This is a genomic window from Chitinophaga sp. CCNWYY40 (assembly GCF_037483205.1).
Classification (GTDB): Bacteria; Bacteroidota; Bacteroidia; order Chitinophagales; family Chitinophagaceae; genus Chitinophaga; species Chitinophaga ginsengisegetis.
The window spans coordinates 131,027-155,029 of the sequence record NZ_JBBHLF010000005.1 but is presented as its reverse complement, the minus strand read 5'-3'; the positions used below and the strand labels follow the sequence as shown (position 1 = coordinate 155,029).

Below are 24,003 nucleotides of genomic sequence, written 5' to 3'. Positions count from 1 at the left end.
GCTAATAAAACCTAAACTATGAAAAGCTATTTCAGTACAAATCGTGTGCTGGCGTGGACCTTCACCAGCGTGGCGGTAGTCACCATTTTCTTTGCCTGTAAGAAAGAAGTAACCACAGATACGGCGCCGAATAACCAATCAGATAATAATACTATTGCTGCTGCGCAACACGAAGCGGCTGCCAGCGCCATGTACAGCGGACTTTTTGAAACCGTGGCAGAAGTAGCCATTACACAAGGGTTGTTTACTGCCCGCAAGGCGGATAATATAAACAATGCGCTGGCTGTTACCACCTCGCCCTCCTGCCCGGTAGCTGAGCTACTGGATGCCACCAATCCTGACCAGTGGCCCAAAAAAGTAAAGATCGATTTTGGACAGTCGTGCCTCGACAATTATGGTGTGAGCCGTAGCGGCGTGTTGAATGTTACTTTCAGCGGTCCGTTATTTAGCCCTGCTTCTATCATCCGGGTGGAGCCCGATGGTTATAAAATCAACGGCAAATCCGTAGAAGGACTGTTTACCATCAGTGGCGTTAGCTACAGCCCAACAACCGGTATCCAGTATACCACTGAATTAACCGGCGGAAAAGTAACGCTTAGCGATACTGTTGTGATCAACTACGCCAGTAAGAAAACCATTAAGCAAACAGCAGGATTTGACCCGGTAACACCCTTGTTAAATCCGTCTGATGACGTGTTTACTGTAGAAGGAAATGCCAGCATTTCTTATGAGAAAGGTCCTGTAACCGGTGTTACAGCCACTTTTACAACACAGGAAGCACTGGTAAAAATATTTGATTGCCAGCATTTCGTTAAAGGGAAACTGAAGGTTGAATTTGATAAAGTAACCGGGGTAATTGATTATGGAAATGGTAAATGTACCGATCCTGTTACGATTACAGTGGGAGATAAAACCAAAGAGATCAAGTTATAAAACCTGCTCAACTGTTGCTGATAAACTCATTTATCAGCAACAGTTATTATAATTATAAGATTGCTGCTACTTCAAATTTTTGCTTCCTGCAATACTCCAGCACCCGCGGCAGCGCATACTCCAGCCGGTCCCAGGCTTTGGTGCTGTCGTGAAATACCACAATAGATCCCGGCTGCAATTTGAATACTACGTTCTGCACACAGGCTTCCCCGTTGATCTGCGTATCGAAATCACCACTGAGGATATCCCACATAATAATTTTAGCGCCCGGAATTTTATTCCTGATCTGACGGATCTGGAAGGGAGTAATCCTGCCATAGGGTGGTCTGAACAACGGGGAGGCAATATATTTTGCCGCTTCCAGCACGTTTTCAAGATATTTTTCGGTGTTGGTTTTCCACCCGTTCAGATGGTTATGGGTATGATTGCCGGTGGTATGCCCTGCTTCCAGGATCTGCTGATAGATAGCGGGATACTCCACCACGTTTTTCCCGATACAGAAAAAAGTAGCTTTGGCGTTGAACTTTGCCAGTTGCTCCAGCACAAAGGGCGTTGCCTGCGGATGCGGGCCATCATCAAAAGTAAGATATACCTTATTACCTGCCGGAGACAGATTCCAGACACAGCTTTTATATAAGGCTTTCAGGATGCCGGGAGTTTTAGTAAGATAGAACATATAGCCTTTGGCTTTTTAGCGATGAGCTTTAGTACCGCAATATACTTAATGTCTGTTAGCAGGACTTCGTATTAAAAAATTTTAATCTCCCAATATCTCCGGTACAATAACTCCCACCTAAAAGCTAAATCCTTATCTTTGCGGCCTATGGATCACAAAAAAGTAAGAGTGCGTTTTGCGCCCAGTCCTACTGGTGGCCTACATCTTGGAGGTGTACGCACTGTATTGTTCAACTATTTATTTGCGAAGCAGCATAAAGGCGATTTTGTGCTGCGTATAGAAGATACAGACCAAACCCGTTACGTTCCCGGAGCGGAAGAGTATATCAATGAATGCTTGCGTTGGTGCGGCCTTACTCCTGATGAGAGTCCGGAAGCAGGCGGACCGTTTGCGCCTTACCGTCAGAGTGAGCGTAAGCATTTATACCGTCAATATGCAGAACAGCTGGTAAAAGCCGGGCATGCTTACTACGCTTTCGATACCCCGGAAGAACTGGAAAGTATGCGTGAGCGCCTGAAAACGCCGGAGAATCCTTCTCCCCAGTACAACCATATTGTACGGGCAAAAATGCGTAATTCCCTTACACTTTCCGATGCAGAAGTACAGGAACTGCTGGTGAAGAATACGCCGCATGTGATCCGCATAAATATGCCTGCCAATGAAGAAATTACTTTTACCGACCTGGTTCGTGGAGAAGTAACCTTTCATACCTCGCAGGTAGATGATAAAGTTTTGCTGAAAGCAGATGGTATGCCTACCTATCACCTTGCTGTGGTAGTAGACGACTATCTCATGAAAATCACCCATGCTTTCCGCGGAGAAGAGTGGCTGCCATCGGCGCCGGTACATCTCCTGCTGTGGAAGTTCCTGGGTTGGGAAGCGGATATGCCGCAATGGGCGCATCTTCCACTGATCCTGAAACCGGATGGCAATGGTAAACTGAGCAAACGCGACGGCGATCGTTTAGGCTTCCCCGTATACGCCATGAACTGGACAGACCCTGTGAGCAAAGAAGTAACGAAAGGTTTCCGTGAACGCGGTTTCCTGCCGGAAGCATTTATTAATATGCTGGCTATGCTGGGCTGGAACGATGGTACTGAACAGGAAATTTTCTCCCTGGATGAACTGATTCAGAAGTTCTCCCTGGAACGTGTGCATAAGGCCGGCGCTAAATTCGATTTTGAAAAAGCCAAATGGTTTAACCATCAGTATATTCATCACAAAGACAATGAAAGCCTGGCAGCCTTGTTCCAGCCCGTGCTGGACGAAAAGGGCGTTATTGCCGATCCGGCTTATGTAGCTACCGTAGCAGGGTTAGTAAAAGAACGCTGCTATTTTGTAAATGAAATATGGGATCATGGATTTTTCTTCTTCCAAAGCCCTGACAGCTATGATGAAGCTGCAGTGAAACCAAAATGGAATGCCGATAAAGAAGCATTTTTCCATGCATGGTCTGAACAGCTGGAGTCATTGTCTGCCGCTCCTGCAGCCGATCTGGAAGCCGCGTTCAAAGCGTTGGCTGCTGAAAAGAATCTTAAAATGGGAGATGTGCAACTGCCGTTCCGTATTATGCTGACCGGTGGTAAATTCGGCCCTCCTGTATTTGATATTGTGGCTACGCTCGGTGTAGCGGAAACCCGTAACAGGATTGCAAAGGGACTGGAGGCGTTTAAGTAGAATTGTTATTAGTTTCAAATAGATTAAGGCTAAGCGATGAAGAGTCGCTTAGCCTTAATTATTTAGTTATTTTTCCAGGTTTTTAATTCCGAGTGCGTGCTGATCAGCTCAAAGTCGCTGTCGTTGTGCACCACTTCCAGATCAAAGCTCAATGCATAAAAAGCGATTACGCAATCGTTGCTTTTACGAATAGTAACACCTTTTTTGCGGAGTGAGCGGAATAATGCAGAGGCGCCCATAGCGACAGCCATAGGCGCTATTTCCAGTCTTGTAAAACGGCGGAATGTTTCTTTTACTTTATGGTGCTGGGCATCATCTCTTATTCCCTGTAAACACTCCTGCACAACAATGGGAATAAGCGGAATTTCATAATCATTATCGAGGTAATGAGTTAACAGATTGGTTTGTGGCGTTTCTTTCCGCCGTAAAGCATCAATCCATACGGATGTGTCGAAGAGTAGTGGTTGCATCATTTACCTCGCATTTCGTTTAAATCTCCGTCCCATTCAATCTTTCCCTTCAGGTCTAAAAATTTGCGCTGGTTGATTCCCAGAATATATTTCCTCAGCGCCTCGTTTACCACTTCCTCTTTGGTTTTACCCTTGTTAAGCTTCATCGCTTCTTTGATCAGCTTATCATCTAAATCTATATTGGTTTTAGCCATATAAAGTGATTTACTATAAATAAAAATACATATAATAATACACATAAAAAGGCCGGACAGTAACTGCCCGGCCTTCACTATTTTTTAAAAAAATATTTATTTTCCTTTGGCGCTTTCCTTAGCCCATGCGTCTTTCAGCGTTACAGTCCTGTTGAACACTACTTTTTCAGAAGTGCTGTCTTTATCCACTACAAAGTAACCTTTGCGCAGGAACTGGAAACGTTCACCGGGAGTAGCCTTCAGCAAACCTGGTTCTACATACGCCTGTTTGATGACGTGCAGCGAATCCGGGTTGATGAGCGTTTTGAAGTCGGCTTCTTCTGCCTGTGGATTTTCCACGGTAAAGAGGCGGTCGTAAATCCGTACTTCGGCGGTGGCAGCATGTGCTGCGCTTACCCAGTGAATGGTGCCTTTAACGGTTAAGCCGCTCTGGTCGCCGCCACTTTTGCTTTCGGGCAGGTAGGTGGCGTAAATGGTAGTGATGTTGCCGTCGGCATCTTTTTCAAAGCTTTCGCCTTTGATGATATAGGCATTTTTCAAACGTACCATCAGGCCGGGGCCGAGGCGGAAGAACTTTTTAGGAGGCGCCTCCATGAAGTCTTCCCGCTCAATGTACAGGGTATTGCTGAAAGGCAGGGTACGGGAGCCTGCGTTTTCATCTTCCGGGTTATTGTCGGCGGCCATTTCTTCTACCTGTCCTTCGGGGTAGTTGGTGATCACCAGTTTTACCGGGTCCAGTACTGCCATTACGCGGTTGGCGGTTCTGTTCAGCTCTTCGCGGATACAGAATTCCAGCAGGCCGAGTTCAATCATGTTATCACGTTTCTGTACGCCTACCCGTTCGCAGAGCTGGCGGATGCTGGCGGGAGTGTAACCGCGGCGGCGCAGGCCACTGATGGTAGGCATGCGGGGATCGTCCCATCCGTTTACATGACCTTCTTCCACCAGTTGTTTCAGTTTTCGTTTACTCATCACCGTATAAGTGAGGTTTAAACGGGCAAACTCGTACTGGCGGCTGGGGAATATGTCCAGTTCTTTGATGAACCAGTCGTACAGCGGGCGATGCGGAATGAACTCCAGTGTACAAATGGAATGGGTAATATGTTCGATGCTATCGCTTTGTCCGTGCGCAAAATCATACATCGGGTAGATGCACCATTTGTCGCCGGTACGGTGGTGATGGGCATGTTTAATGCGATACATGAGCGGGTCGCGCATGTGCATGTTAGGCGAAGCCAGGTCTGCTTTGGCGCGGAGTGTTTTTTCCCCGTCTTTGAATTCACCTTTGCGCATCCGTTCAAACAGGTCCAGGTTTTCCGCTACAGAGCGGCTTCTGGCCGGCGTGGGGGTGCCGGGTACGGTGGGGGTACCTTTGGCAGCGGCAATTTCATCGGCACTGGCATCTTCTACATAGGCCAGTCCTTTTTCTATCATTTTTACGGCAAATGCGTAGAGTTGTTCAAAATAGTCGGAGGCATACAATTCCTTCTCCCACTCAAATCCCAGCCAGCGGATATCCTCTTTGATAGAATCCACGTATTCAGTATCCTCTGTTACCGGGTTGGTATCATCGAAGCGGAGATTGGTTTTCCCATTGTATTTCTGGGCCAGTCCAAAGTTCAGCACAATGGATTTGGCATGACCTATATGCAGGTAGCCATTGGGTTCCGGCGGAAAACGGGTCAGTACCCTTCCGTCATTAACGCCGTTCGCTATGTCTTCTTCAACAATTTGTTCTATAAAGTTGAGGGATCTTTCTTCGCTCATAATGATTTTATCTTGGACGGCAAATGTACAAAAAAGCCGAGAGCTTAAGCTTTCTGCTTTTTCGTACATTTACTTCCTTAATATGATAATGGTATGGTCAACCCGTTAAATCGTCCTGTTCGTGTATTGGTAGCTAAAGTGGGCCTGGATGGCCACGACAGGGGCGCAAAAGTAATTGCGGCAGCACTGCGGGATGCCGGAATGGAGGTAATATATACCGGCTTACGCCAAACCCCGGAAATGGTGGTGAATGCCGCCCTGCAGGAAGATGTGGACGCTATTGGCATCAGCATCCTCTCCGGCGCCCATATGACCGTATTCCCCAAGATCATTGCCCAGATGAAAGAAAAGGGTATGAACGACGTACTGCTTACCGGTGGCGGTATTATCCCCGATGCCGATATGGAAACGCTGCAGGAAATGGGGGTAGGAAAACTGTTCCCTCCCGGCACCAATACCAAAGATATTTCCGAGTATATCACCGGCTGGGTGGCCAGTCACAGGAATTTTTAAAAATATTTCCCTATTGCCGTAACATTTTCTGAACCGGGTCGTCTTTAGTGGAAATAGTCCACCAAATATCTAAAAAACCATAACACCCGTATTATGAAATGTAAGTTATGCCCGTTATTCCTGCTACTGTTGACGTTGTGTTGTAGTGCATTTGCCCAGGATAAAAAAGATTCAGCCAATGCTGCTGCCCCCGCCGATACCACCGGCGCAAAAACCGTTTTTTCCATCATTTTCGGAAAATATCCCAAACACCGGGAAGGGATATACGTAACCCACGGTGGCGACGGTCCCCTGCTGTCCTTTGCTTCTATGAAAGAAAACGGGGAGCACATGCGCAATATCCCGCGGTTTACCCTCTTTTTTAATGTGGGCTCTAACTTTAATAAAGACTTCTCCAAAAACTTTGGTGTGTTTACAGGCATCAACATTAAAAATATTGGTCTGATCTCAAAACCTGCCGACTCCCTGAAACTGAAGCAGCGCGTATATACCATCGGTATTCCGGTAGGGATAAAGATCGGCGATGTTACTTCCGGCAGCTTCTTCTTTTTTGCCGGTGGAGAAATAGATATGGCTGTTAATTATAAAGAGAAACAATTTGTAGATGGCGATAAGGTCCATAAATTCAATGAATGGTTCAGCGACCGTACGCCGCTGCTGATGCCATCCCTGTTTGCCGGGTTCCGCATTAACCCCGGTTTCGGACTGAAAGTGCAATACTACCCGCAGAATTTCTTTAACCAGGACTTTAAAACAAAAGATAAAGCCGGTAACTCCGTTTATCCTTATAAGAACCTAGAGGCAAATATGGTGTTCGTTACCCTCGGATATAATTTCAGCGGTATCGATTACTTTAAAGTAAAGAGAAAAAGACACTATATGAAGATGAAAAACGGCAAAGCAGAGTTTGAAGTAAATTATTAAGAAATATATCCGCTATTTTTGGCAAACCGGAACTAATTGTAAAATTAGTTCCGGTTTTTTTTTGTCGACAGCAGTTATCACCAAAATAAGAACCATATGAAACGGAAACTATGCTTATTCGTCGCGCTATTCCTGTGCGCGTATGGCGCCCATGCGCAATTTGAAGTCGGGATTTCAGGAGGCTACAACCGGAACTACCTGCATACCAGCACCGGGTACAGGGCCTTTACAAAGTATGATGACCTGGGTGGGTTTGTAGTAGGGATTCCTATTCAATACCATTTCAACGATTGGTTCGCCATTGAAGCCGATCCTTCTTACATTCAGAAAAATTATGAGCAAAGCAGGGATCATTTCTTTGAAGGTATTTATCAAAAAAATACCAACAGTTATATCCAGCTGCCATTGATGGCGCATTTCTCTTTCGGAGGCAGTAAACTGAGAGGATTTTTTAATGCCGGTGGTTATGCCGCCTATTGGATGAGCGACCGCATTAAAGGCGCAATGGCCAACGTTTTTGACGATGGCCCGGAGATCCCGGACAATGAACAGGTGTACGATTATTTGCAGTTTAACCAGGCTTACAAATATGATGAGAAGTATTCCTTCGACAGCCGCCGTGATCGTCGTATTGAGCTCGGGCTGCTGGCAGGCGCCGGTATAGAATACCGGCTGCAGCAGAAATACCGTTTCTTTGTAGAAGCCCGCTATTATTACGGGTTATCGGATCAGCAGAAAAATTACATGATCAACCAGATCCCCCGCTACAACGATACTTACGTGCTCCAGGCCGGATGCATGTTTAACATCCGAAACATCTTCCACGGTTCTTCCGCAGAATAAATTTGTTAACAGTTAATCTTACTGAGATGAAACATCTTAATGTATATATTATTGCCCTGATCGCAGTATGCGTATCCGCTTCCTGCCGCAAAGACTTACCCGAAATAAACGATCCTGCCAACACCATCTCCGGAAATTTCAGCGAAGTATTTGATTCTTACTGGAACGGAATGAATAATAACTATGTGTTCTGGGATATAGATACCACCGATTGGGACCGGGTGTATAAACAGTATAAACCGCTGTTTGCAAAATTAAATCTCAATGATTCAACAGATGTCAGAAAAGGATATACTTATTTTAAGGAGATGACCGCCGGCCTGGTGGACTCCCACTACGATCTTACATTCAAAGATGCCTGGTTAGCGGATTCTTTCAGTATTAATCCGGCATACCAGCGTAAAGTGGCCAGCCCGGATTATCATGATCCTATCAGCATCTTCCATTTCTACAACGATGTGCCACGTGGGTATCTTGATGCCGGCGCTGTGAGAGGCTTTACCAATGTGGGTACAACCGCGCAGTATGTAGCGGTTTCCGGTACTATCAACCAGGACATCCTGTATTTCTTTTTCAGCGGATTTAACCTGAAAACACTGTATAACACAGATACCGCCAACGGTGTGAAAACAGTAGAGCAGTATTTCTTTGATAAGCTGAAAAATACTGCCAACATTAAAGGAGTGATCATCGATGTACGCGGTAATGGCGGCGGAGATCTGGCAGATCTTAATTTTTTATTGGGAAGAATGATCGACAAGCAGCTGGATTTTGGTTATACCCGCTCCAAGCAGGGCAATGGCCGGCTGGATTATTCGCCGTGGGCGCCGGCTTTTGTAACGCCACAGGCAGGCGCACGGAATATTACGGCGCCTATTGTGATGCTGGCTGACGCCTGGTCTGTAAGCATGGCGGAAATGACCACTATGGCCGTGAAATCGCTGCCCAACGGACATTTTGTAGGGGAACGCACCTGGGGCGCCAATGGCCCGCTGACCAGCAACATATATTACAATGGCGGGCAGTTCTCCACTGATTATATCAACCTGGTATATACTTCGTCGCTGATGCTGAAATACCGCGATGGGAAGATTTATGAAGGGGTCGGATTTCCACCGGATGTAGAAGTGAAATATGATGCTGCCTCCCTGGAAACCGGGCGGGATAAGCAATTGGAGGCGGCTATCGGGCTGATTCGTTAGGTTATTGAATATTGCTTAATATTGATAAACTAAAATACGGCACATGTATCAGACGTTAAGCACACAATTGGAAAACAATATCCTCACCATCACTATCAACCGCCCGGAAAAGCTGAATGCCCTCAACCAGCAGGTGCTGGCTGATCTGGCGCTGGCTGTGGATGAAATATACAGCGACCGGCAAATCAAGGGCGCCATTATTACCGGCGCAGGTGATAAAGCTTTTGTGGCAGGTGCAGATATCAGCGAGTTCCTTACTTTATCAGATAAACAGGGAGAAGAGCTGGCCAAGAAAGGCCATGTAATTTTCCAGCGTATAGAAAACAGCCCTAAGCCCATCATAGCTGCGGTAAACGGCTTTGCACTGGGCGGGGGCTGCGAACTGGCGATGGCCTGCCACTTCCGGATTGCCAGCGAAAATGCAAAATTTGGCCAGCCGGAAGTAAACCTCGGGCTCATTCCCGGCTATGGTGGCACCCAGCGCCTTACGCAGCTGATAGGAAAAGGGAAAGCCCTGGAACTGATGCTCACCGGGGATATGATCAATGCCGCTGAGGCACAGGCATGGGGACTGGTAAACCATGTTTTAAAGCCCGAAGAATTGCTGCCCAAAGCCGCTTCCATCTTACAAAAAATACAAACAAAAGCGCCATTGGCAGTAGCCCGTGTAATTAAATGCGCTAATGCCGCACTGGATAAGGACCAGGATGGCTTTGAGATGGAGCTGAAAGAATTCGGGGCCTGCTTCGCTACAAAGGATCTGCAGGAAGGCGCCGCCGCCTTTATTCAGAAAAGACAGGCGAATTTTACCGGGGAATAGCTTGCTGCCCAACCCGTAAAGCCGTACTTTTGTAGCCTTAAAAGTTTAAGTCATGGAATTCAGAATAGAGAAAGACACAATGGGCGAGGTCAAAGTGCCTGTAAATGCCTATTATGGCGCTCAAACACAGCGCTCCATTGAAAATTTCAAGATCGCACAGGATATCAACAAAATGCCGAAGGAAATTATCAAGGCATTCGCTTACCTGAAGAAAGCGGCAGCTATCACCAACCTCGAAGCAGGTGTACTGCCTAAGGAAAAAAGTGATCTGATTGGTCAGGTTTGCGATGAAATCCTGGAAGGTAAACTGGACGACCAGTTTCCGCTGGTAGTATGGCAAACAGGCTCCGGTACCCAGTCTAACATGAACGTAAACGAAGTGGTGGCTTACCGCGCTCACGTAATTCATGGCGGTCAGCTTACTGATAAGGACAAATTTGTTCACCCGAATGATGATGTGAACAAATCGCAGTCCTCCAACGATACCTTCCCTACTGCTATGCACATCGCTGCTTACAAAATGCTGCAGGAAGTAACCATTCCCGGTATTACAAAGCTCCGCGATACGCTGGCGAAAAAGGCAGAAGCGTTTAAAAACGTAGTAAAAATTGGCCGTACCCACTTCATGGATGCTACGCCGCTTACACTGGGACAGGAAATCAGCGGCTATGTAGCCCAGCTGAATCATGGCCTGAAAGCGATCAACAATTCACTGGCTCACCTGAGCGAGCTGGCATTGGGTGGTACTGCGGTAGGCACCGGCATCAATACGCCTAAAGGGTATTCTGAAAACGTGGCAAAGAATATTGCCCTGTTAACCGGGTTGCCTTTTATTACTGCAGAAAATAAATTTGAAGCCCTGGCAGCACACGATGCCATTGTGGAAGCACATGGCGCGCTGAAAACAGTTGCTGTGAGTTTAATGAAGATAGCCAACGACATACGCATGCTCAGCTCAGGCCCACGCGCAGGTATCGGCGAAATTCATATTCCCGACAATGAACCGGGATCGTCTATCATGCCGGGTAAAGTGAATCCAACCCAGTGTGAAGCCCTCACCATGATTGCGGCCCAGGTAATGGGTAACGATGTTACCATCAGTATCGGCGGTTCCAACGGTCACTTTGAACTGAACGTATTTAAGCCGGTAATGATCTTCAACTTCCTGCACTCTGCACGCCTTATCGGCGATGGCTGCGTAAGCTTCAACGATAAATGCGCGGAAGGCATCGAACCTATTGAAGCCAATATCAAAAAACATGTGGAAAACTCCCTGATGCTGGTAACTGCACTGAATACCAAAATTGGCTACTACAAAGCAGCTGAAATTGCGCAGAAAGCCCACAAGGAAGGAACTACCCTCAAAGAAATGGCCGTGAAACTGGGTTATGTAACCCCGGCTGAATTTGATGAGTGGGTAGTGCCTGCACACATGGTAGGAGAAATCAAGTAATAACAGATCATATTTATGGAAGAAGAGAGTCCCGCTAATAACGGGGCTCTTTTTTTGTTACCTTCAATGCAAACAAGCCCAACGATCATGGATATACTCTTTTTCAGCGCGCAGCCATACGATATTCATTACTTCAACCAGAGCAACCAGCAGGGAGCGCACCGTTTCCGTTTCCTCGAGGCGCAGTTAAATGAAGATAATGCTGCCCTGATAAAAGATGAAGCGGTGATCTGTGTATTTGTGAATGATAAAGTGAATGCGACCGTCATCAACGAGCTTCAGCAAAAAGGGGTACGTCTTATTGCATTACGTTGCGCCGGCTTCAATAATGTAGATCTGAAAGCCGCCGCAGCAGCAGGGATTAAAGTAGTGCGGGTACCTGCCTATTCGCCGCATGCGGTGGCAGAACATGCGGTGGCCTTACTCCTGGCACTGAACCGGAAAATATATAAATCGTATAATCGTGTACGTGATGGCAACTTTACATTGAGCGGACTGGAAGGTTTTGATCTCTTTGGTAAAACGATCGGCGTAGTGGGTACGGGTAACATAGGCGCAGTGTTTTGCAGGATTATGCTGGGCTTCGGCTGTAAGGTGTATGCACATGATATTTATGAAAACGAAGAGCTGGTGGAGTTAGGTGTAAAGTATGTATCGCTGGATACTATTTTTGCGCAGTCGGATGTGATATCGCTGCATTGCCCGCTGATGGAGAGTACACGGCATATGATTAATGCAAACTCCATTGCGTCCATGAAAATGGGCGTAGTGCTGATCAATACCAGCCGTGGCGGATTAATAGATACTGCTTCAGTAGTAGCAGCGCTTAAAAACAGCCATATAGGCGCGCTTGGAATAGATGTGTATGAGCAGGAAGAACACCTGTTTTTTCAGAATTTCTCCGGAAGTATTATCCAGGACGATGTATTATCAAGATTAACCACTTTCCCGAATGTGCTGGTAACCGCCCACCAGGGCTTTTTTACAAAAGAAGCGCTCACACAGATAGCAGAGGTAACGTTGAGCAATATACGTAGTTTTGAAAAAGAAGGCGTATTGCTAAACGAGGTGAAGTAGGGTAGCGATAATTGTACGCAGGCTCAGTATTATAATGAGGACGCCTACCATAATCATCAATGGTTTGCGCTTTATTCTCCGCACCAGGATGGCTGCAAACGGAGAAGCGATCACCCCGCCGATTACCAGGCCTACAATTACCTGCCAGCTGGAGATACCCGTGAAGATCAGGAAGGTGGCGGCGCTGGAAAGTGAAATAAAGAACTCTGCTGCATTTACAGAACCAATGGTATAATGTACGGTACGGCCTTTACTCAACAAGGTGGAAGTAACAATGGGGCCCCAGCCTCCGCCGCCGATGGCGTCCATAAATCCGCCTGCAAAAGCCAGCGGTCCGAGTCTTTTTGTTTTGGTTTTTCTTTTATTTTTCTGGATGCCTTTCCGGATCACGATAATGCCGAGTACCAGCAGGTATGCGCTGATAAAGGGTTTTATTACATCTCCGTCAATCTTGTCGGATAACAGATAGGCGCCGGAGATGGCTCCGATCATTCCGGGGATCAGCAGGCACAAAAACAGTTTCTTATTAACGTTACCCAGTTTAAAATGTGCGAATCCCGATGCGCCGGTGGTAAATACTTCTGCCACGTGTACACTGGCGCTGCTTACTGAAGGAGATACGCCCAGTCCCAGCAATAAAGAAGAGGAGGTAGCGCCGTAAGCCATACCCAACGCGCCATCTACCAGTTGTGCGCATAACCCCACTACAATATAAAACAGCAGCTCTGTTGTAAAAAGAGAGTGAAAGAACCGGCGTACATCTCCCTGTACGGCGTCTGGTACTTCGTAGTAATAGAGAGCAATGAGTACGGTAGCCAGTAACAACGATACAACAGCGATCTGCCACCATTTGAAGGAGGACTGCGGCTTTTCGGTGACGGTGCCTGCAACGGCTGTTGTTCGTGTAGTCATACCAGTTATTTTATGTAGTTTTTAAAAACAGGGGATGCAGTTATATTACTGCACCCCTGTATCTCAGCAACTATTATTTCCTCTGAAAAACGTTGTCGTATGTTAACGCCAGGTAGTATAATCCACCGATGGTTGGACCGCCTACATACTGGAAGTATTTAGAGTTGAGAATATTGGAAGCACCCAGTTTAAAGGATGTTTTGATTTTTGGTACGCGATAGGTGATCTGTGCATCTACTGTGTTGTAGGAAGGCACGTCGCCGTTACCAAAGAGGTTCTGCCAGTAGAAAGTATTCTGCCAGTGCCAAACCACGTTGAAGCCGATGTTCTTGTACACGTTGCGGTTACCCAAGCTTACGTTGGTGAACCAGTCTGGTGTATTAAAGCCGGGGATCAACGCATCATCTTTTGTTTTATCCTGCGCCAGTTTGTTGTAGTTGGCGTTACCGCTGATGGTGTAGTTTTTATACAGATCGTAGGTAACAGCCACTGCGAATCCGTAGTTGTTTACAGTGGATTTACTGTTGGTCCATACGCGGTAGCGATTCTGTAAAGACTTATCCAGCATCTGGTTCAGCACTGTTTGATCGGGATTGTTAACGTTACCTGTTTTAGGTACTACAGCTTCAATCTGACCGATGAAGTGTTTGTAGGAGCTATAGTAGCCATCTACATCGACAAAGAGTTTGTTATCGAGCAGTACTGCTTTATAGCCGGCTTCAAACGAAGTGATCTGTTCCGGAACGATGGGATCGAGGTTCGCTACTTTTAATATGCCTGCATTTTTTGCAGCGGCGGCATCTTTGGAGATGTGCTCGGCGTTGATGGTTTTATTTACTGCTACGCCAAATGCATCTACTGAGCTGGTGAGGAAAGAGTTTTTAAAGTAACCGAGTCCTTCTTCAATGAAAGCGAGTCCGCCTACACGTCTTACCTGGCCGTTGTTTACGAAGGAGTAAGCTTCAAACAGTGATGGGAAGCGGAATCCGTTTTGCCAGGAGAGGCGGAAGTTATGTTTGTCTTTGATGCTGTAAACTGCCGCGATACGTGGGTTTACTTTACCATCAAACTGTTCGTTTTTATCGTAGCGCAGGGAGCCGGTGAGCTTTAATGCGTCGTTGAAGAACGTTTTGCTGATTTGTGCGAAGCCACCGTATTTGCCGTACCAGATGTGTTTACCACCTGGCTCATTGCGTTTGTCGGCAGGGCGGGAGAAATCCACGAAGTTGTTGCCATCGGGGATAATTTCGTAAGTGCGGTAATCCGCGCCTACCAATACATCTGCGAAGTGGATGTATTTACGCAGGTTCCAGGTACCTTCCGTGTGGTAGAAGCGGCTCTTCTGGAGGAGAGCGGCGCCGCCACTGGTGTTTTCAGGGTTTTTGGAAGTAGGGTAAATATCCCAGTCGTTGATACTTTTTATTTTGGCTACCTGTGCATCAAATGCGGGGGTGCCAGGTGTCCATCTGCCGGCGTCTGCAAAGGCGCGGGCAGCGGCGTGTGCGGCCACCAGGTCGGAACCTGCGGTGAGCGCGTTGTTCAGGCCGGAAGTATAATCAGACAGCCATTTTTTATCTGTTTTGAATGATTTTTCGAGGTTGTCAGCCAGGGGATTCATGTTATAGGAATCGCCGGTATTTTCAATGGAGATGTAGGACCTCACGGTAAAGTCGGGGTGTACGAGTTCCAGTTTACCGTTTTGTACGGTTACGCCTCTGAGGCCGATACGGTTACCACGTTGGAAGAAGCCGTCCATTTCGCCGTAGCGGTAGGAAGCAGACAGTTCCAGTTTGTGCGGTAAGCGGAAGTTGAAAGAAACGTCGGCTTTTTTATTCTTAACGGTAAAGTCGCCCACGATATCTTTTTCCCAGTAGCCGGTGCGGTGCACGTTGTAAGCGCGTCCGTCTTTATCAATTACCTGGAGGTTGGAGTTATCGCCATATTTGTTCCAGGCGTCGTTGGCGATGTTGTTAGCGCCGCTGAGTTGTGGAAAGTCGGGGTTGGCTTTGGATTGCGGGGAAAAGTCGTTATGGCTGTCAGCGTACCAGTCGGTACCCTGCATGTAGCTCAGGTTAATTTTCCATGCAAACCAGGAAGAGTATTGCTGTGCATAGCGTACAGCCGTTTCCGTGAGTAATTTGGCGCCACCGTCGTCGCCAACGTGGTTTACGGCTACTTTCTGGTATACGCTTACGCCCTGGTATTGGAAGGGGTTTTTAGTGATGAGGTTGGACATTCCGTTGATGGCGTTCATGCCATACAGGGCGGAAGATGCGCCGGGGGTAACTTCCACGCTGGAAATATCAAGCTCCGTGGGGCCGATGGCGTTACCCAGCGGTACGCCGAGGGTAGCGGCCTGGTTATCCACACCATCTACCAGCTGCATGAAGCGGAAGTTGTTGGGAACGTTGAAGCCACGGGTGTTGAATACTTTGAAGGTAAGGCCCGCAGTGGTCATTTGTACGCCTTTCAGGTTACCGAGGGCGTCGTAGAAAGTAGACGAAGGGGTTTCTTTCAGCGCCCTGATGTCCAGCTTTTCGATGGCTACCGGCGACCGGAGCATTTTTTCCTGCTGACGGGAAGCGGACACTACTACTTCATTCACCAGCAGTGATTGTGTATATAACTGGATGGCCAGTTTGCTGCTACTGCTTTTTACTTCAAACTCCTGGGGTTGATAGCCTATGAGCCTGATTACCAGCTTCAGCGGAAATTTGGAGTTGGTGGTAACTTCAAAGCGGCCGGTGGTATCTGTTTGAGCGCCAAATGAAGTGCCTTTGATTTGTACAGAGGCACCGGGAAGCGCTACCCCGTGATCGTCTGTAATTTTACCCTGAATTACATAAGACCCGTTAAGTTGAGCGTGTACCAGTACCGGACTGAATACCAAAATTAAAAACAGGTATTTTGCCAGCATTAAAAACTTTTGCATGTGCTGTAAACATTATTGATTCTGGAATGATAAAAAATGATAAGGGGACCTTTTACGATGCCGTGCCGCAACATCGTGCTGAAAATGAATGATTTGTAAAAACGATTATCATATAGTCTATAGAATTAGTAGACAAATATAATCCGGGTATTTTTCATTTCAAAGCAAATGGGGGGATTATTTGGAAAAAGCAGGGCCGGGAACTGCGGCCAGGAGCGCAGTTGAACTTATAACCTCTTCAGGGTGAAGGGTTTGCGGGCTGTGTTTTTTTTTGAAGAAGAATTGTTGCAGCATTGAATGAATATGCCCCTGTTACTTATCGCATACTTCTCCGATACTTCTTGGATACTTAGGAGTCGTCTATGTGTCGTATTCCCTATACAGTCCCCATACAGTCCCCATACAGTCCCTATACTGTTCCCATACTCTCCCCATACACTCACAATACACTTCCCATACACTCCCCATACACTTAGGGGTATTTGCAGATGCCTGGCAAATTCTATTTTTGGGCATTTTCCGGAAAAAATCGAATAATCGACAAAATGAAAGACGGATATTTTGTTTGTCATCTCCCTAAGCCCATAAAAATACCAGCAGGGCCCGGCATAAAAAAAGCGTTCACCACCGGCGAACGCTTTTACATATAAGTAAGATAATAATTTAAACTACGTGATCCTTTGCCACGGGATGTTCAACGGCTTTAGGCTGCATATGTTTTCCGAAAAACCGTTTCTGGAACAGCAGGATAGTGATTACGCCGATAGAAATAGCTGCATCAGCTACATTAAATACCGGGCGGAAAAACACGAAGTAGTCGCCGCCTTTAAACGGCACCCATTTAGGCAGGTAACCTTCGTAAATGGGGAAGTACAACATATCCACCACGCGGCCGTGTAAAAAGCTACCGTAACCGCCGCCGGCAGGCATAAACTTCGATACTTCATACCCTATGCTATCGTTGAAAATAAGGCCATAGAACATACTATCTATCAGGTTGCCGGCTGCTCCTGCCAGGATCAGGGATCCACAAATCAGGAGGCCCGTGCTGTATTTTTCTTTGATAAGCTTTTTCATGTACACAAAACCCACCACTACAGCCACCAGGCGGAACAGGGTAAGAAGAATCTTCCCGAAGTCGCCTCCGAATTTAAGACCATAAGCCATTCCTTCATTTTCAATAAAATGGATCCGGAACCAATTGGGGAAAATCACAAACTCCTGTTGCATAAACATATGCGTTTTGATCCAGAATTTCAGTGTCTGGTCAATAACCAGGATCAGGATAACGATAAATACTACGTGACGATATTTCAACTGATATTAGAATTTTATCAAAAATAATAGTTTATTTCAAAGTCGAAGCCTGCAATATCATTATTCCTGGAAATATACCCTTTTTACGCGCTGTGAAATTCCTGTTAATATTTCATAGGGAATGGTTTCAGCCCAGTTGGAGAGGTCCTGTACGGACAAGTCCTGGCCAAAAACAATGACTTCATCCCCTTCTTCTACATCCGGGATGTTTGTTACATCGAGCATGAGCATATCCATAGCCACTACACCGGCCACAGGCGCCAGTTTGCCCCGTACCAACATTTTGCCAACGCCCATACCCAGCCTGCGGGGATAGCCATCGGCATAGCCAATGCGTACGGTAGCGGTTACTGCGGGGCCTTTGGCTTCCCATTTGGCGCCATAACCCACGGTATCGCCGGCTACCAGGTGTTTCAGCTGGGCCACGGTTGTTTTCAGGGTGCTTACATTGCGAAGCTGGTCCTGGATCCCGTTGCTGCTGTCGATTCCATACATGCCGATGCCGAGGCGTACCATATCCAGCTGCAGATCAGGATGGCGGCTGATAGCGGCGCTGTTGGCAATATGGCGGATCACGGTATAGCCCAGTGCCTTTTGCAGCTCATGGCTCATATCATAAAACAACCGGCCCTGCTGCTGCGTAAAGGCATCCTTGGCGGGATCTTCACTGGCTGCCAGGTGGCTGAAAATGGATTGTACTTTCATCAGCGGGGTGGCGGTGAGTATTTGTGCCAGCTCGGCAATTTCACTTTTCACAAAGCCCAGGCGGTGCATACCGGTGTCGAGCTTTATATGAACAGGGAATTCCGTTTTACCTGCTGTGGTGATTTCTTCCATAAACTGCAGGAGGATCTGCATGGAATAGATTTCCGGCTCCAGGTTCCAGTGGAGGATGGCATCAAAGCTGGCGGGTTCGGGGTTCATGACCATAATAGGCATGGTAATGCCGGCCCTTCTCAGCTCTACCCCTTCATCTGCGTAGGCTACTGCGAGGTAGTCTACTCCGTGAAACTGGAGGAGATTGGCTATTTCAAAACTGCCGCTGCCATAGGAGAACGCTTTTACCATTGCCATTAATTTGGTGTTGGGCTTTAGCAGCGACTGGTACAGCTTTACGTTATGGGAAATAGCGGTGAGATTGATTTCCAGGATGGTTTGATGCGCTTTTTGTTCCAGTAGTTTGCCGATGCGCTCAAACTGGAAGATGCGGGAGCCTTTTACCAGGATGGTTTCATTCTGGAAGTCATCCGCATTGAATTGTTGTATGTATTCGTCGGTAGTGGTGAGGAACTGTGTTTTCAGTCCTTCTATCTGCTGGAAGCTTTTTTTCTCCCGGCCTATATTTTTACCGATGGCAATTAATTTATTGATGCCTTTCTTTTGCAGGAGGTCTGCTACTTCTTCGTACAGGGTGGCATCGCTTTTACCGCTTTGCAGGATATCGCTGAGGATAACGGTGCGGGTGGCGTGCTGCTGCTGTTGCTGGAGGAAGTCGAGCGCAATGGTTAAGGAGCCGAGATCCAGGCTGTAACTGTCGTTAATCACGGAGCAGTTATTGATCCCCTGTTTCAGTTCCAGGCGCATGGCAATATTGCTGAGCTGATCCATCCGTTGCTGGATAACGGATTGCTCCTTGCCCATGTACAGCATGAGTGCCAGGCAGTGAATGGCATTTTCGATAGAGCCTTCATCCACAAAAGGGATCTGGAAATGCAGTGGTTCCTGTTTGTAGAGGGCATCTATGCGGGTATGGTTATCCAGTTTATCCACATTGGTAACCCGGAGGTCGGCATCTGTTTTCCGTGACCAGGAAAATAATTCCGGTCCGCCTTCCTGGTTTTCCTTTTTGCCTACCTGGTTGTGAAAGGCCAGCACACACTCATTGAGGGCAAGATAGTCTTTACAGTAAATGAGAATATCGCTTTTGGCGAACAGCACCAGCTTTTCATTTATTTTCTGGCGGATATTTAAGAACCCTTCGCTGTGGGCTTCCCCGATGTTGGTGAAGATGCCGATGGTGGGGCGGATAATCTTTTCGAGGTTCACCATTTCACCGGGTTGTGAAATACCGGCTTCAAAGATGGCCAGCTGGTGTTCCGGTTTCATTTGCCATACAGAAAGCGGTACTCCTATCTGGGAGTTATAGCTTTTAGGACTGCGAACAATATTGTAATCCTTTTCCAGCAGTTGGTACAGCCATTCTTTTACAATGGTTTTGCCGTTGCTGCCGGTGATGCCAATAACGGGTATGTGGAACTGCTGCCGGTGAAAGGCTACCAGTGCATGCAGCGCCTGCAGGGTGTCTTTTACGAGAATGAAGGTGGCTTTAGGATACTTCTCCAGTGGCACTGGTTCACTCACTACAAAATTACTTACCCCTTTGCGGTACAATTCTTCAATGTATTGATGCGCGTTGCGCCGCGGGCTAACCAATGGAATAAACAGAGATGTTTCGGGGAAGCTGAGCTTCCTGCTGTCCAATAAAAGATGGTCAATTTCAGAAAATCCGGTCTCTTGCAACAATTCCCCTTTCAAAGTCTTGTTGATGCTTGCTGCGTTATACACGTTTATCAGGTTTGAATAATCACTTAGCTGCTGCAAAACTAATGTCTGCGCTGCTTTTTACTTCGCTTCTCCTTCCGGTACTTCTTTTTTCTGATGATAGAGAGAATAGAGGATGGAACCTCCCAGGCATAGCACTATCACTATTAATGATACATATACCGGTATTTGAATATCGTGCTTGTGCAAAAAATACTCAGCCAGCATTTTCAGTCCTATAAAAACCAGGACGATGGCAATACCCTGGGGCAGGTATTCAAATTTATCTACCGCTCCCCTCAGTAAAAAGAACAGGGACCTGAGTCCCAAAACCGCAAATATGTTAGAGGTATATACTACCATCGGATCACGTGATATGGCAAATACAGCCGGAATAGAATCTACCGCAAATAAGATATCTGTTACTGCCAACATCACTACAACCAGTGATAACGTAGTAAGATATGCCTTATTATGTTTACGGATCACAAACCTGCCTTTCGGCTCTTCCGTGGTTACCCGCATGTATTTATTCATAAAACGGTAAATCGCATTCTCCTCCGGTTTAAATTCATCATCATCTTTTGTGATAAACATTTTAATACCGGTGTAAATGAGAAACGCACCGAAAATGTATAATATCCATTCAAACTTTTGTATGAGCGCAATTCCCAGCCAGATAAATATGGCCCTGAAAATAATGGCCATCAGTATACCTATCAGTAATACCCGGGAATAGTACTCTTCTTTTATCTTAAAAAAACTAAAGATGAGTACAAACACAAAGATATTATCTATCGACAGGGATTTCTCCATCAGGTACGCGCTCAAAAAGCTGATGGCGGGTTCTGCGCCGTCTTCCAGCCACATGAACCCAAAAAAGAGCATAGATAAAACTACCCAGAAAATGCTTTGCCACAGCGCTGTTTTGAGGCTTGTCTTTGTATTTTTCTTACTAAAAAAGCCAAGGTCAAATACTAACGCCAGGATGATCACAATAAAAAATACCAGATATGTTACCTCTGTTTTTCCCACGTGATTGCATTTTATGAGCAGCAAAGATAGGAAAACGGCAGCTAGGTTTCCGGTTTAAGGTTGCCATTTCCATTAAGTATCCACTGCTATAAGCCCTGAAAGCCAGTGGCTTACAGCACTTCAGGCTATTCAGTAAATTTACGTTGACGTATAAACTGGAATACCATTGCAAATAATAAAACCAGTCCAACGGGCACCAGGAAACAGATCACCTGCCACTTGGTTTTTTCCTGCCGGATTTTTTCCCCATCCAGCAAACGCAGTGTCAGCTCCTTGTTCCGGGCTTCCATGATACCGCTGTTACCGCTGAGATATTCCAGGCAGTTGAGAAAAAACTCTTTATTGGCAAAGGCAAAGCCCGGGTTAAATTCGTTGATGCCCATTTGCAGCGGGCCTTCCTTGCGGGATACGGCATTGGCAATTACATCGCCATCGCTGACCACAATCATTTTGTTGATAGTATCAGCGGATTCTTTGAAAGACTGCCCGGATGCGTGAAACAGCTGATTCACCGCATCAGGGTTTTCCCGGTTGCGGAACAGGGAGGTGAACTTCCCTTCCAGCAAAACGGCTGTGGGCAGGTATTTTTGGCGGTATTCCCGCGGATTGGGTTGCGTTTTCACGATGTCCCAGCTCACCTGCGCCGGCAGCCGCGTAGTACGGCTGTTCCTGGAAGTGGTGAGCAGTATGGTTTTGCGGATGGCGTCGTTTTTTATGGTATCGATAGAACTTACAAAGCGGCTCAGCACCATATCCAGATTTTTTACAATGGGATGCGCTTTGGTAGGCATCAGCATCGGGAAATAAGGAAACGGCATGGGCTGTATCTGCGGCCGGTTGCCCACATTGCCCACTACCAGCGGCACTACATCGCTTTGCAGATCCAGCACCAGGTCCTGGTTGATACGCACACCGTAGCGGAAGAGGAGATCTTCCAGGTTCAGTCCGCGATCCATCGCAAAAAATTCAGGATGTTCATGAAGACTGTCCATACTGGCGCTGGATTCATCGAGGAACCACAGCACCTTGCCCCCGTTCATTACATATTGATCTATCTTGAACTTATCTGCATCCGAGAAGGCGCCTGCGGGTTTGGCAAAGAGAATGACATTAAAATCGCGGGGTATGTAAGATGCTGCCTGCAGGGTGAGGGTATCCAGCCCATAGCTGGTTTGAAGGGTGCTCAGTGCGTCGTATACTTCGGCGCCGAGCGATTCGCCATGGCCCAGCATATACCCTACGAGTGGCTTTTCTTTTTCCTGCAATTTGTGGATCGCGTAGGCAAACTGGTATTCCAGCAAGGCTTCCGAGCTGTTCATAGTTTGCAGGGGATCTTGCCCGCCCTGGTTTTTCAGGAGATTCACTCCTATTGTTTTGCCTTTGTAATGCACCAGTGCGCCGGGAAAGATCAGCTTCTCGGCGAAGCCGTCGTTGGCTTCCTGCTGTACCTTCATATTAAAAGGCATGATGCCCTGTGCGGTGAGTTCACCGAGGAACTTCATGCGTGCAGAGTCTGTAAGGCCCTGTCCCGGATTGATAAATGTAAACCGGAGGTTTTGTTTTCCGTATTCACGGAACTCTTCCAGCAGTTCTGACGTAGACTGTGCCAGCTGGCGGAAGCTGGCGGGGTAGTCGCCTTTGAGGAATACTTCGATTTCCACCGGGCTGTCCAGTTTGCGGAGCATTTGCCGGGTGCTGGCGGTGAGGGTATATCTTTTTTCTGCTGTCAGATCCCATCTGCCATGAAAGTAAGCTGCTGCTATATTGATGCCCGTGAGTACCAGTATTACTGCTATTGCACGTTGTATGTATTTTTTTCGTGTAGCCATGTTGTTTAGTAAGGACGGTTATTAACCGTTTTGCCAGAGTTTTCTTTGCAGGGATAATTTAGTAAGATAGAGCATCAGGCCAATGATGCTGATAAAATAAACAATATCACGGCTATCTATTACGCCGCGGCTGATGGAGGCATAATGAAATTTGATCCCTGCCATTTGCAGGTAGTAGTCGGCTCCACCGCTGAAGGCCGGTATTTTGCTAACGGCATCGAAGCCGTTGTAAAGTATAAAGCAGGTAAACAGTGCGATGAGAAAGGCAATCATGGCATTATTGGTTAAGGAAGAAGACCAGATGCCGGTGGCCGTGAACGTTGCTCCCAGTAGTAACAGGCCGATATAGGAACCGATAATACCGCCGGTATCGAGCAGTTGGTTATCTACACTTAATTGTTTTATGGCAAAATAATAAACGATAGTAGGAAGCAGGGAGATAGCTACAATGAGCAGGCTACCCCAGAATTTGCCCATTACAATCTGCCAGCCGGTGAGTGGTTTGGTGCTTAGTAATTCCATTGTACCGGTTTTGAATTCATCTGCGAAGCAGCGCATGGTAATGGCTGGAATGAGCAGCAGGTAAATGAGCGGCGCCAGGTTGAACAGCGGATCCAGGTTGGCATACCCGGTATCGAGTAAGCTGGTTTCCGGAAACACGAACAACATTAATCCATTCGCCAGCAAAAACAGTATGATGGCTACATAGCCCGTAACACTGCTGAAAAACTGGTTGATCTCTTTCTTAAAGATGGCTAGCATGAACAGTTTGTAAGGATTAGGATATTAGTAAAGATACAAATATAGGGTAAACGCTATTACCTTTCCGGCTATTGTATGGGAGGTTTTTAAGGGGCTTTATACCGAAGTATCCACGACGTATCTACG

20 protein-coding genes are annotated in these 24,003 nt (G+C 46.8%); 9 read left to right on the top strand and 11 right to left on the bottom strand.

Annotated elements, in window-relative coordinates:
- The first annotated feature begins 18 nt into the window (after positions 1–18).
- Complete coding sequence (locus V7S65_RS19615) at positions 19–933, top strand: hypothetical protein (RefSeq protein ID WP_336387846.1); 915 nt, start codon at positions 19–21, stop codon at positions 931–933.
- Between the two features lie 52 nt (positions 934–985).
- Here the strand turns inward: V7S65_RS19615 and V7S65_RS19610 are convergent, their stop codons facing one another.
- The gene (locus tag V7S65_RS19610) at positions 986–1,609 is read right to left on the bottom strand and encodes a polysaccharide deacetylase family protein (protein ID WP_079469752.1); all 624 of its coding nucleotides are present in this window, start codon (positions 1,607–1,609) and stop codon (positions 986–988) included.
- Positions 1,610–1,756: 147 nt separating this feature from the next.
- Here V7S65_RS19610 and gltX point away from each other — a divergent pair, with 147 nt between their 5' ends.
- On the top strand, positions 1,757–3,286 hold the full coding sequence (gene gltX / locus V7S65_RS19605) for a glutamate--tRNA ligase (RefSeq protein WP_336387847.1): 1,530 nt from the start codon (positions 1,757–1,759) through the stop codon (positions 3,284–3,286).
- 62 nt (positions 3,287–3,348) lie between these two features.
- Here gltX and vapC read toward each other — a convergent pair whose 3' ends face one another.
- The 3 genes from vapC to V7S65_RS19590 all read right to left on the bottom strand — a co-directional run bounded on the left by vapC (position 3,349) and on the right by V7S65_RS19590 (position 5,717).
- A complete protein-coding gene (vapC, locus tag V7S65_RS19600; RefSeq protein ID WP_336387848.1) occupies positions 3,349–3,759 on the bottom strand; it encodes a type II toxin-antitoxin system VapC family toxin in 411 nt (136 codons plus the stop codon).
- Positions 3,756–3,950 carry a type II toxin-antitoxin system VapB family antitoxin gene (locus tag V7S65_RS19595; protein WP_111576993.1) on the bottom strand — a complete coding sequence of 65 codons (195 nt, stop codon included), beginning with the start codon at positions 3,948–3,950 and terminating at the stop codon, positions 3,756–3,758. Before V7S65_RS19595 ends, vapC begins: the two co-directional genes overlap by 4 nt.
- Before the next feature lie 96 nt (positions 3,951–4,046).
- Positions 4,047–5,717, bottom strand: a complete 1,671-nt coding sequence (locus V7S65_RS19590) for a glutamine--tRNA ligase/YqeY domain fusion protein (protein WP_111576992.1) — start codon at positions 5,715–5,717, stop codon at positions 4,047–4,049.
- A gap of 93 nt (positions 5,718–5,810) precedes the next feature.
- Between V7S65_RS19590 and V7S65_RS19585 the strand changes: the two genes are divergently transcribed.
- From V7S65_RS19585 to V7S65_RS19555, 7 genes are all read left to right on the top strand, one after another.
- Positions 5,811–6,230: a cobalamin B12-binding domain-containing protein gene (locus V7S65_RS19585; RefSeq protein WP_079469748.1), complete on the top strand. Its 420-nt coding sequence runs from the start codon at positions 5,811–5,813 to the stop codon at positions 6,228–6,230.
- A 93-nt stretch (positions 6,231–6,323) separates the two neighbouring features.
- Complete coding sequence (locus V7S65_RS19580; protein WP_111576991.1) at positions 6,324–7,154, top strand: hypothetical protein; 831 nt, start codon at positions 6,324–6,326, stop codon at positions 7,152–7,154.
- 96 nt (positions 7,155–7,250) lie between these two features.
- Positions 7,251–7,997, top strand: a complete 747-nt coding sequence (locus tag V7S65_RS19575) for a porin family protein (RefSeq protein WP_336387849.1) — start codon at positions 7,251–7,253, stop codon at positions 7,995–7,997.
- A gap of 26 nt (positions 7,998–8,023) precedes the next feature.
- Positions 8,024–9,199 (top strand): S41 family peptidase, encoded by a 1,176-nt coding sequence (locus V7S65_RS19570; protein WP_079469745.1) that lies wholly within the window; start codon positions 8,024–8,026, stop codon positions 9,197–9,199.
- A gap of 43 nt (positions 9,200–9,242) precedes the next feature.
- Complete coding sequence (locus V7S65_RS19565) at positions 9,243–10,019, top strand: enoyl-CoA hydratase/isomerase family protein (protein WP_336387850.1); 777 nt, start codon at positions 9,243–9,245, stop codon at positions 10,017–10,019.
- 52 nt (positions 10,020–10,071) lie between these two features.
- The gene (gene fumC / locus V7S65_RS19560; RefSeq protein ID WP_111576988.1) at positions 10,072–11,472 is read left to right on the top strand and encodes a class II fumarate hydratase; all 1,401 of its coding nucleotides are present in this window, start codon (positions 10,072–10,074) and stop codon (positions 11,470–11,472) included.
- An 87-nt stretch (positions 11,473–11,559) separates the two neighbouring features.
- Positions 11,560–12,549: a 2-hydroxyacid dehydrogenase gene (locus V7S65_RS19555; RefSeq protein WP_111576987.1), complete on the top strand. Its 990-nt coding sequence runs from the start codon at positions 11,560–11,562 to the stop codon at positions 12,547–12,549.
- Here the strand turns inward: V7S65_RS19555 and V7S65_RS19550 are convergent.
- The 7 genes from V7S65_RS19550 to gldF all read right to left on the bottom strand — a co-directional run bounded on the left by V7S65_RS19550 (position 12,532) and on the right by gldF (position 23,877).
- Positions 12,532–13,461 carry a sulfite exporter TauE/SafE family protein gene (locus V7S65_RS19550; RefSeq protein ID WP_336387851.1) on the bottom strand — a complete coding sequence of 310 codons (930 nt, stop codon included), beginning with the start codon at positions 13,459–13,461 and terminating at the stop codon, positions 12,532–12,534. The two genes, V7S65_RS19555 and V7S65_RS19550, sit on opposite strands and share 18 nt — an antisense overlap.
- Before the next feature lie 73 nt (positions 13,462–13,534).
- Positions 13,535–16,393, bottom strand: a complete 2,859-nt coding sequence (locus tag V7S65_RS19545; RefSeq protein ID WP_336387852.1) for a TonB-dependent receptor — start codon at positions 16,391–16,393, stop codon at positions 13,535–13,537.
- A 663-nt stretch (positions 16,394–17,056) separates the two neighbouring features.
- Positions 17,057–17,710: a lipoprotein signal peptidase gene (locus V7S65_RS19540; RefSeq protein ID WP_079469739.1), complete on the bottom strand. Its 654-nt coding sequence runs from the start codon at positions 17,708–17,710 to the stop codon at positions 17,057–17,059.
- A gap of 60 nt (positions 17,711–17,770) precedes the next feature.
- Positions 17,771–20,275: a bifunctional UDP-N-acetylmuramoyl-tripeptide:D-alanyl-D-alanine ligase/alanine racemase gene (locus V7S65_RS19535; RefSeq protein WP_336387853.1), complete on the bottom strand. Its 2,505-nt coding sequence runs from the start codon at positions 20,273–20,275 to the stop codon at positions 17,771–17,773.
- A 57-nt stretch (positions 20,276–20,332) separates the two neighbouring features.
- Positions 20,333–21,286: a TerC/Alx family metal homeostasis membrane protein gene (locus tag V7S65_RS19530; protein WP_336387854.1), complete on the bottom strand. Its 954-nt coding sequence runs from the start codon at positions 21,284–21,286 to the stop codon at positions 20,333–20,335.
- A 125-nt stretch (positions 21,287–21,411) separates the two neighbouring features.
- Positions 21,412–23,115, bottom strand: coding sequence for a gliding motility-associated ABC transporter substrate-binding protein GldG (gldG, locus tag V7S65_RS19525; protein ID WP_079469737.1), 1,704 nt, complete (start codon positions 23,113–23,115; stop codon positions 21,412–21,414).
- 21 nt (positions 23,116–23,136) lie between these two features.
- Positions 23,137–23,877, bottom strand: coding sequence for a gliding motility-associated ABC transporter permease subunit GldF (gene gldF, locus V7S65_RS19520; protein WP_079469736.1), 741 nt, complete (start codon positions 23,875–23,877; stop codon positions 23,137–23,139).
- Between the last annotated feature and the right edge of the window lie 126 nt (positions 23,878–24,003).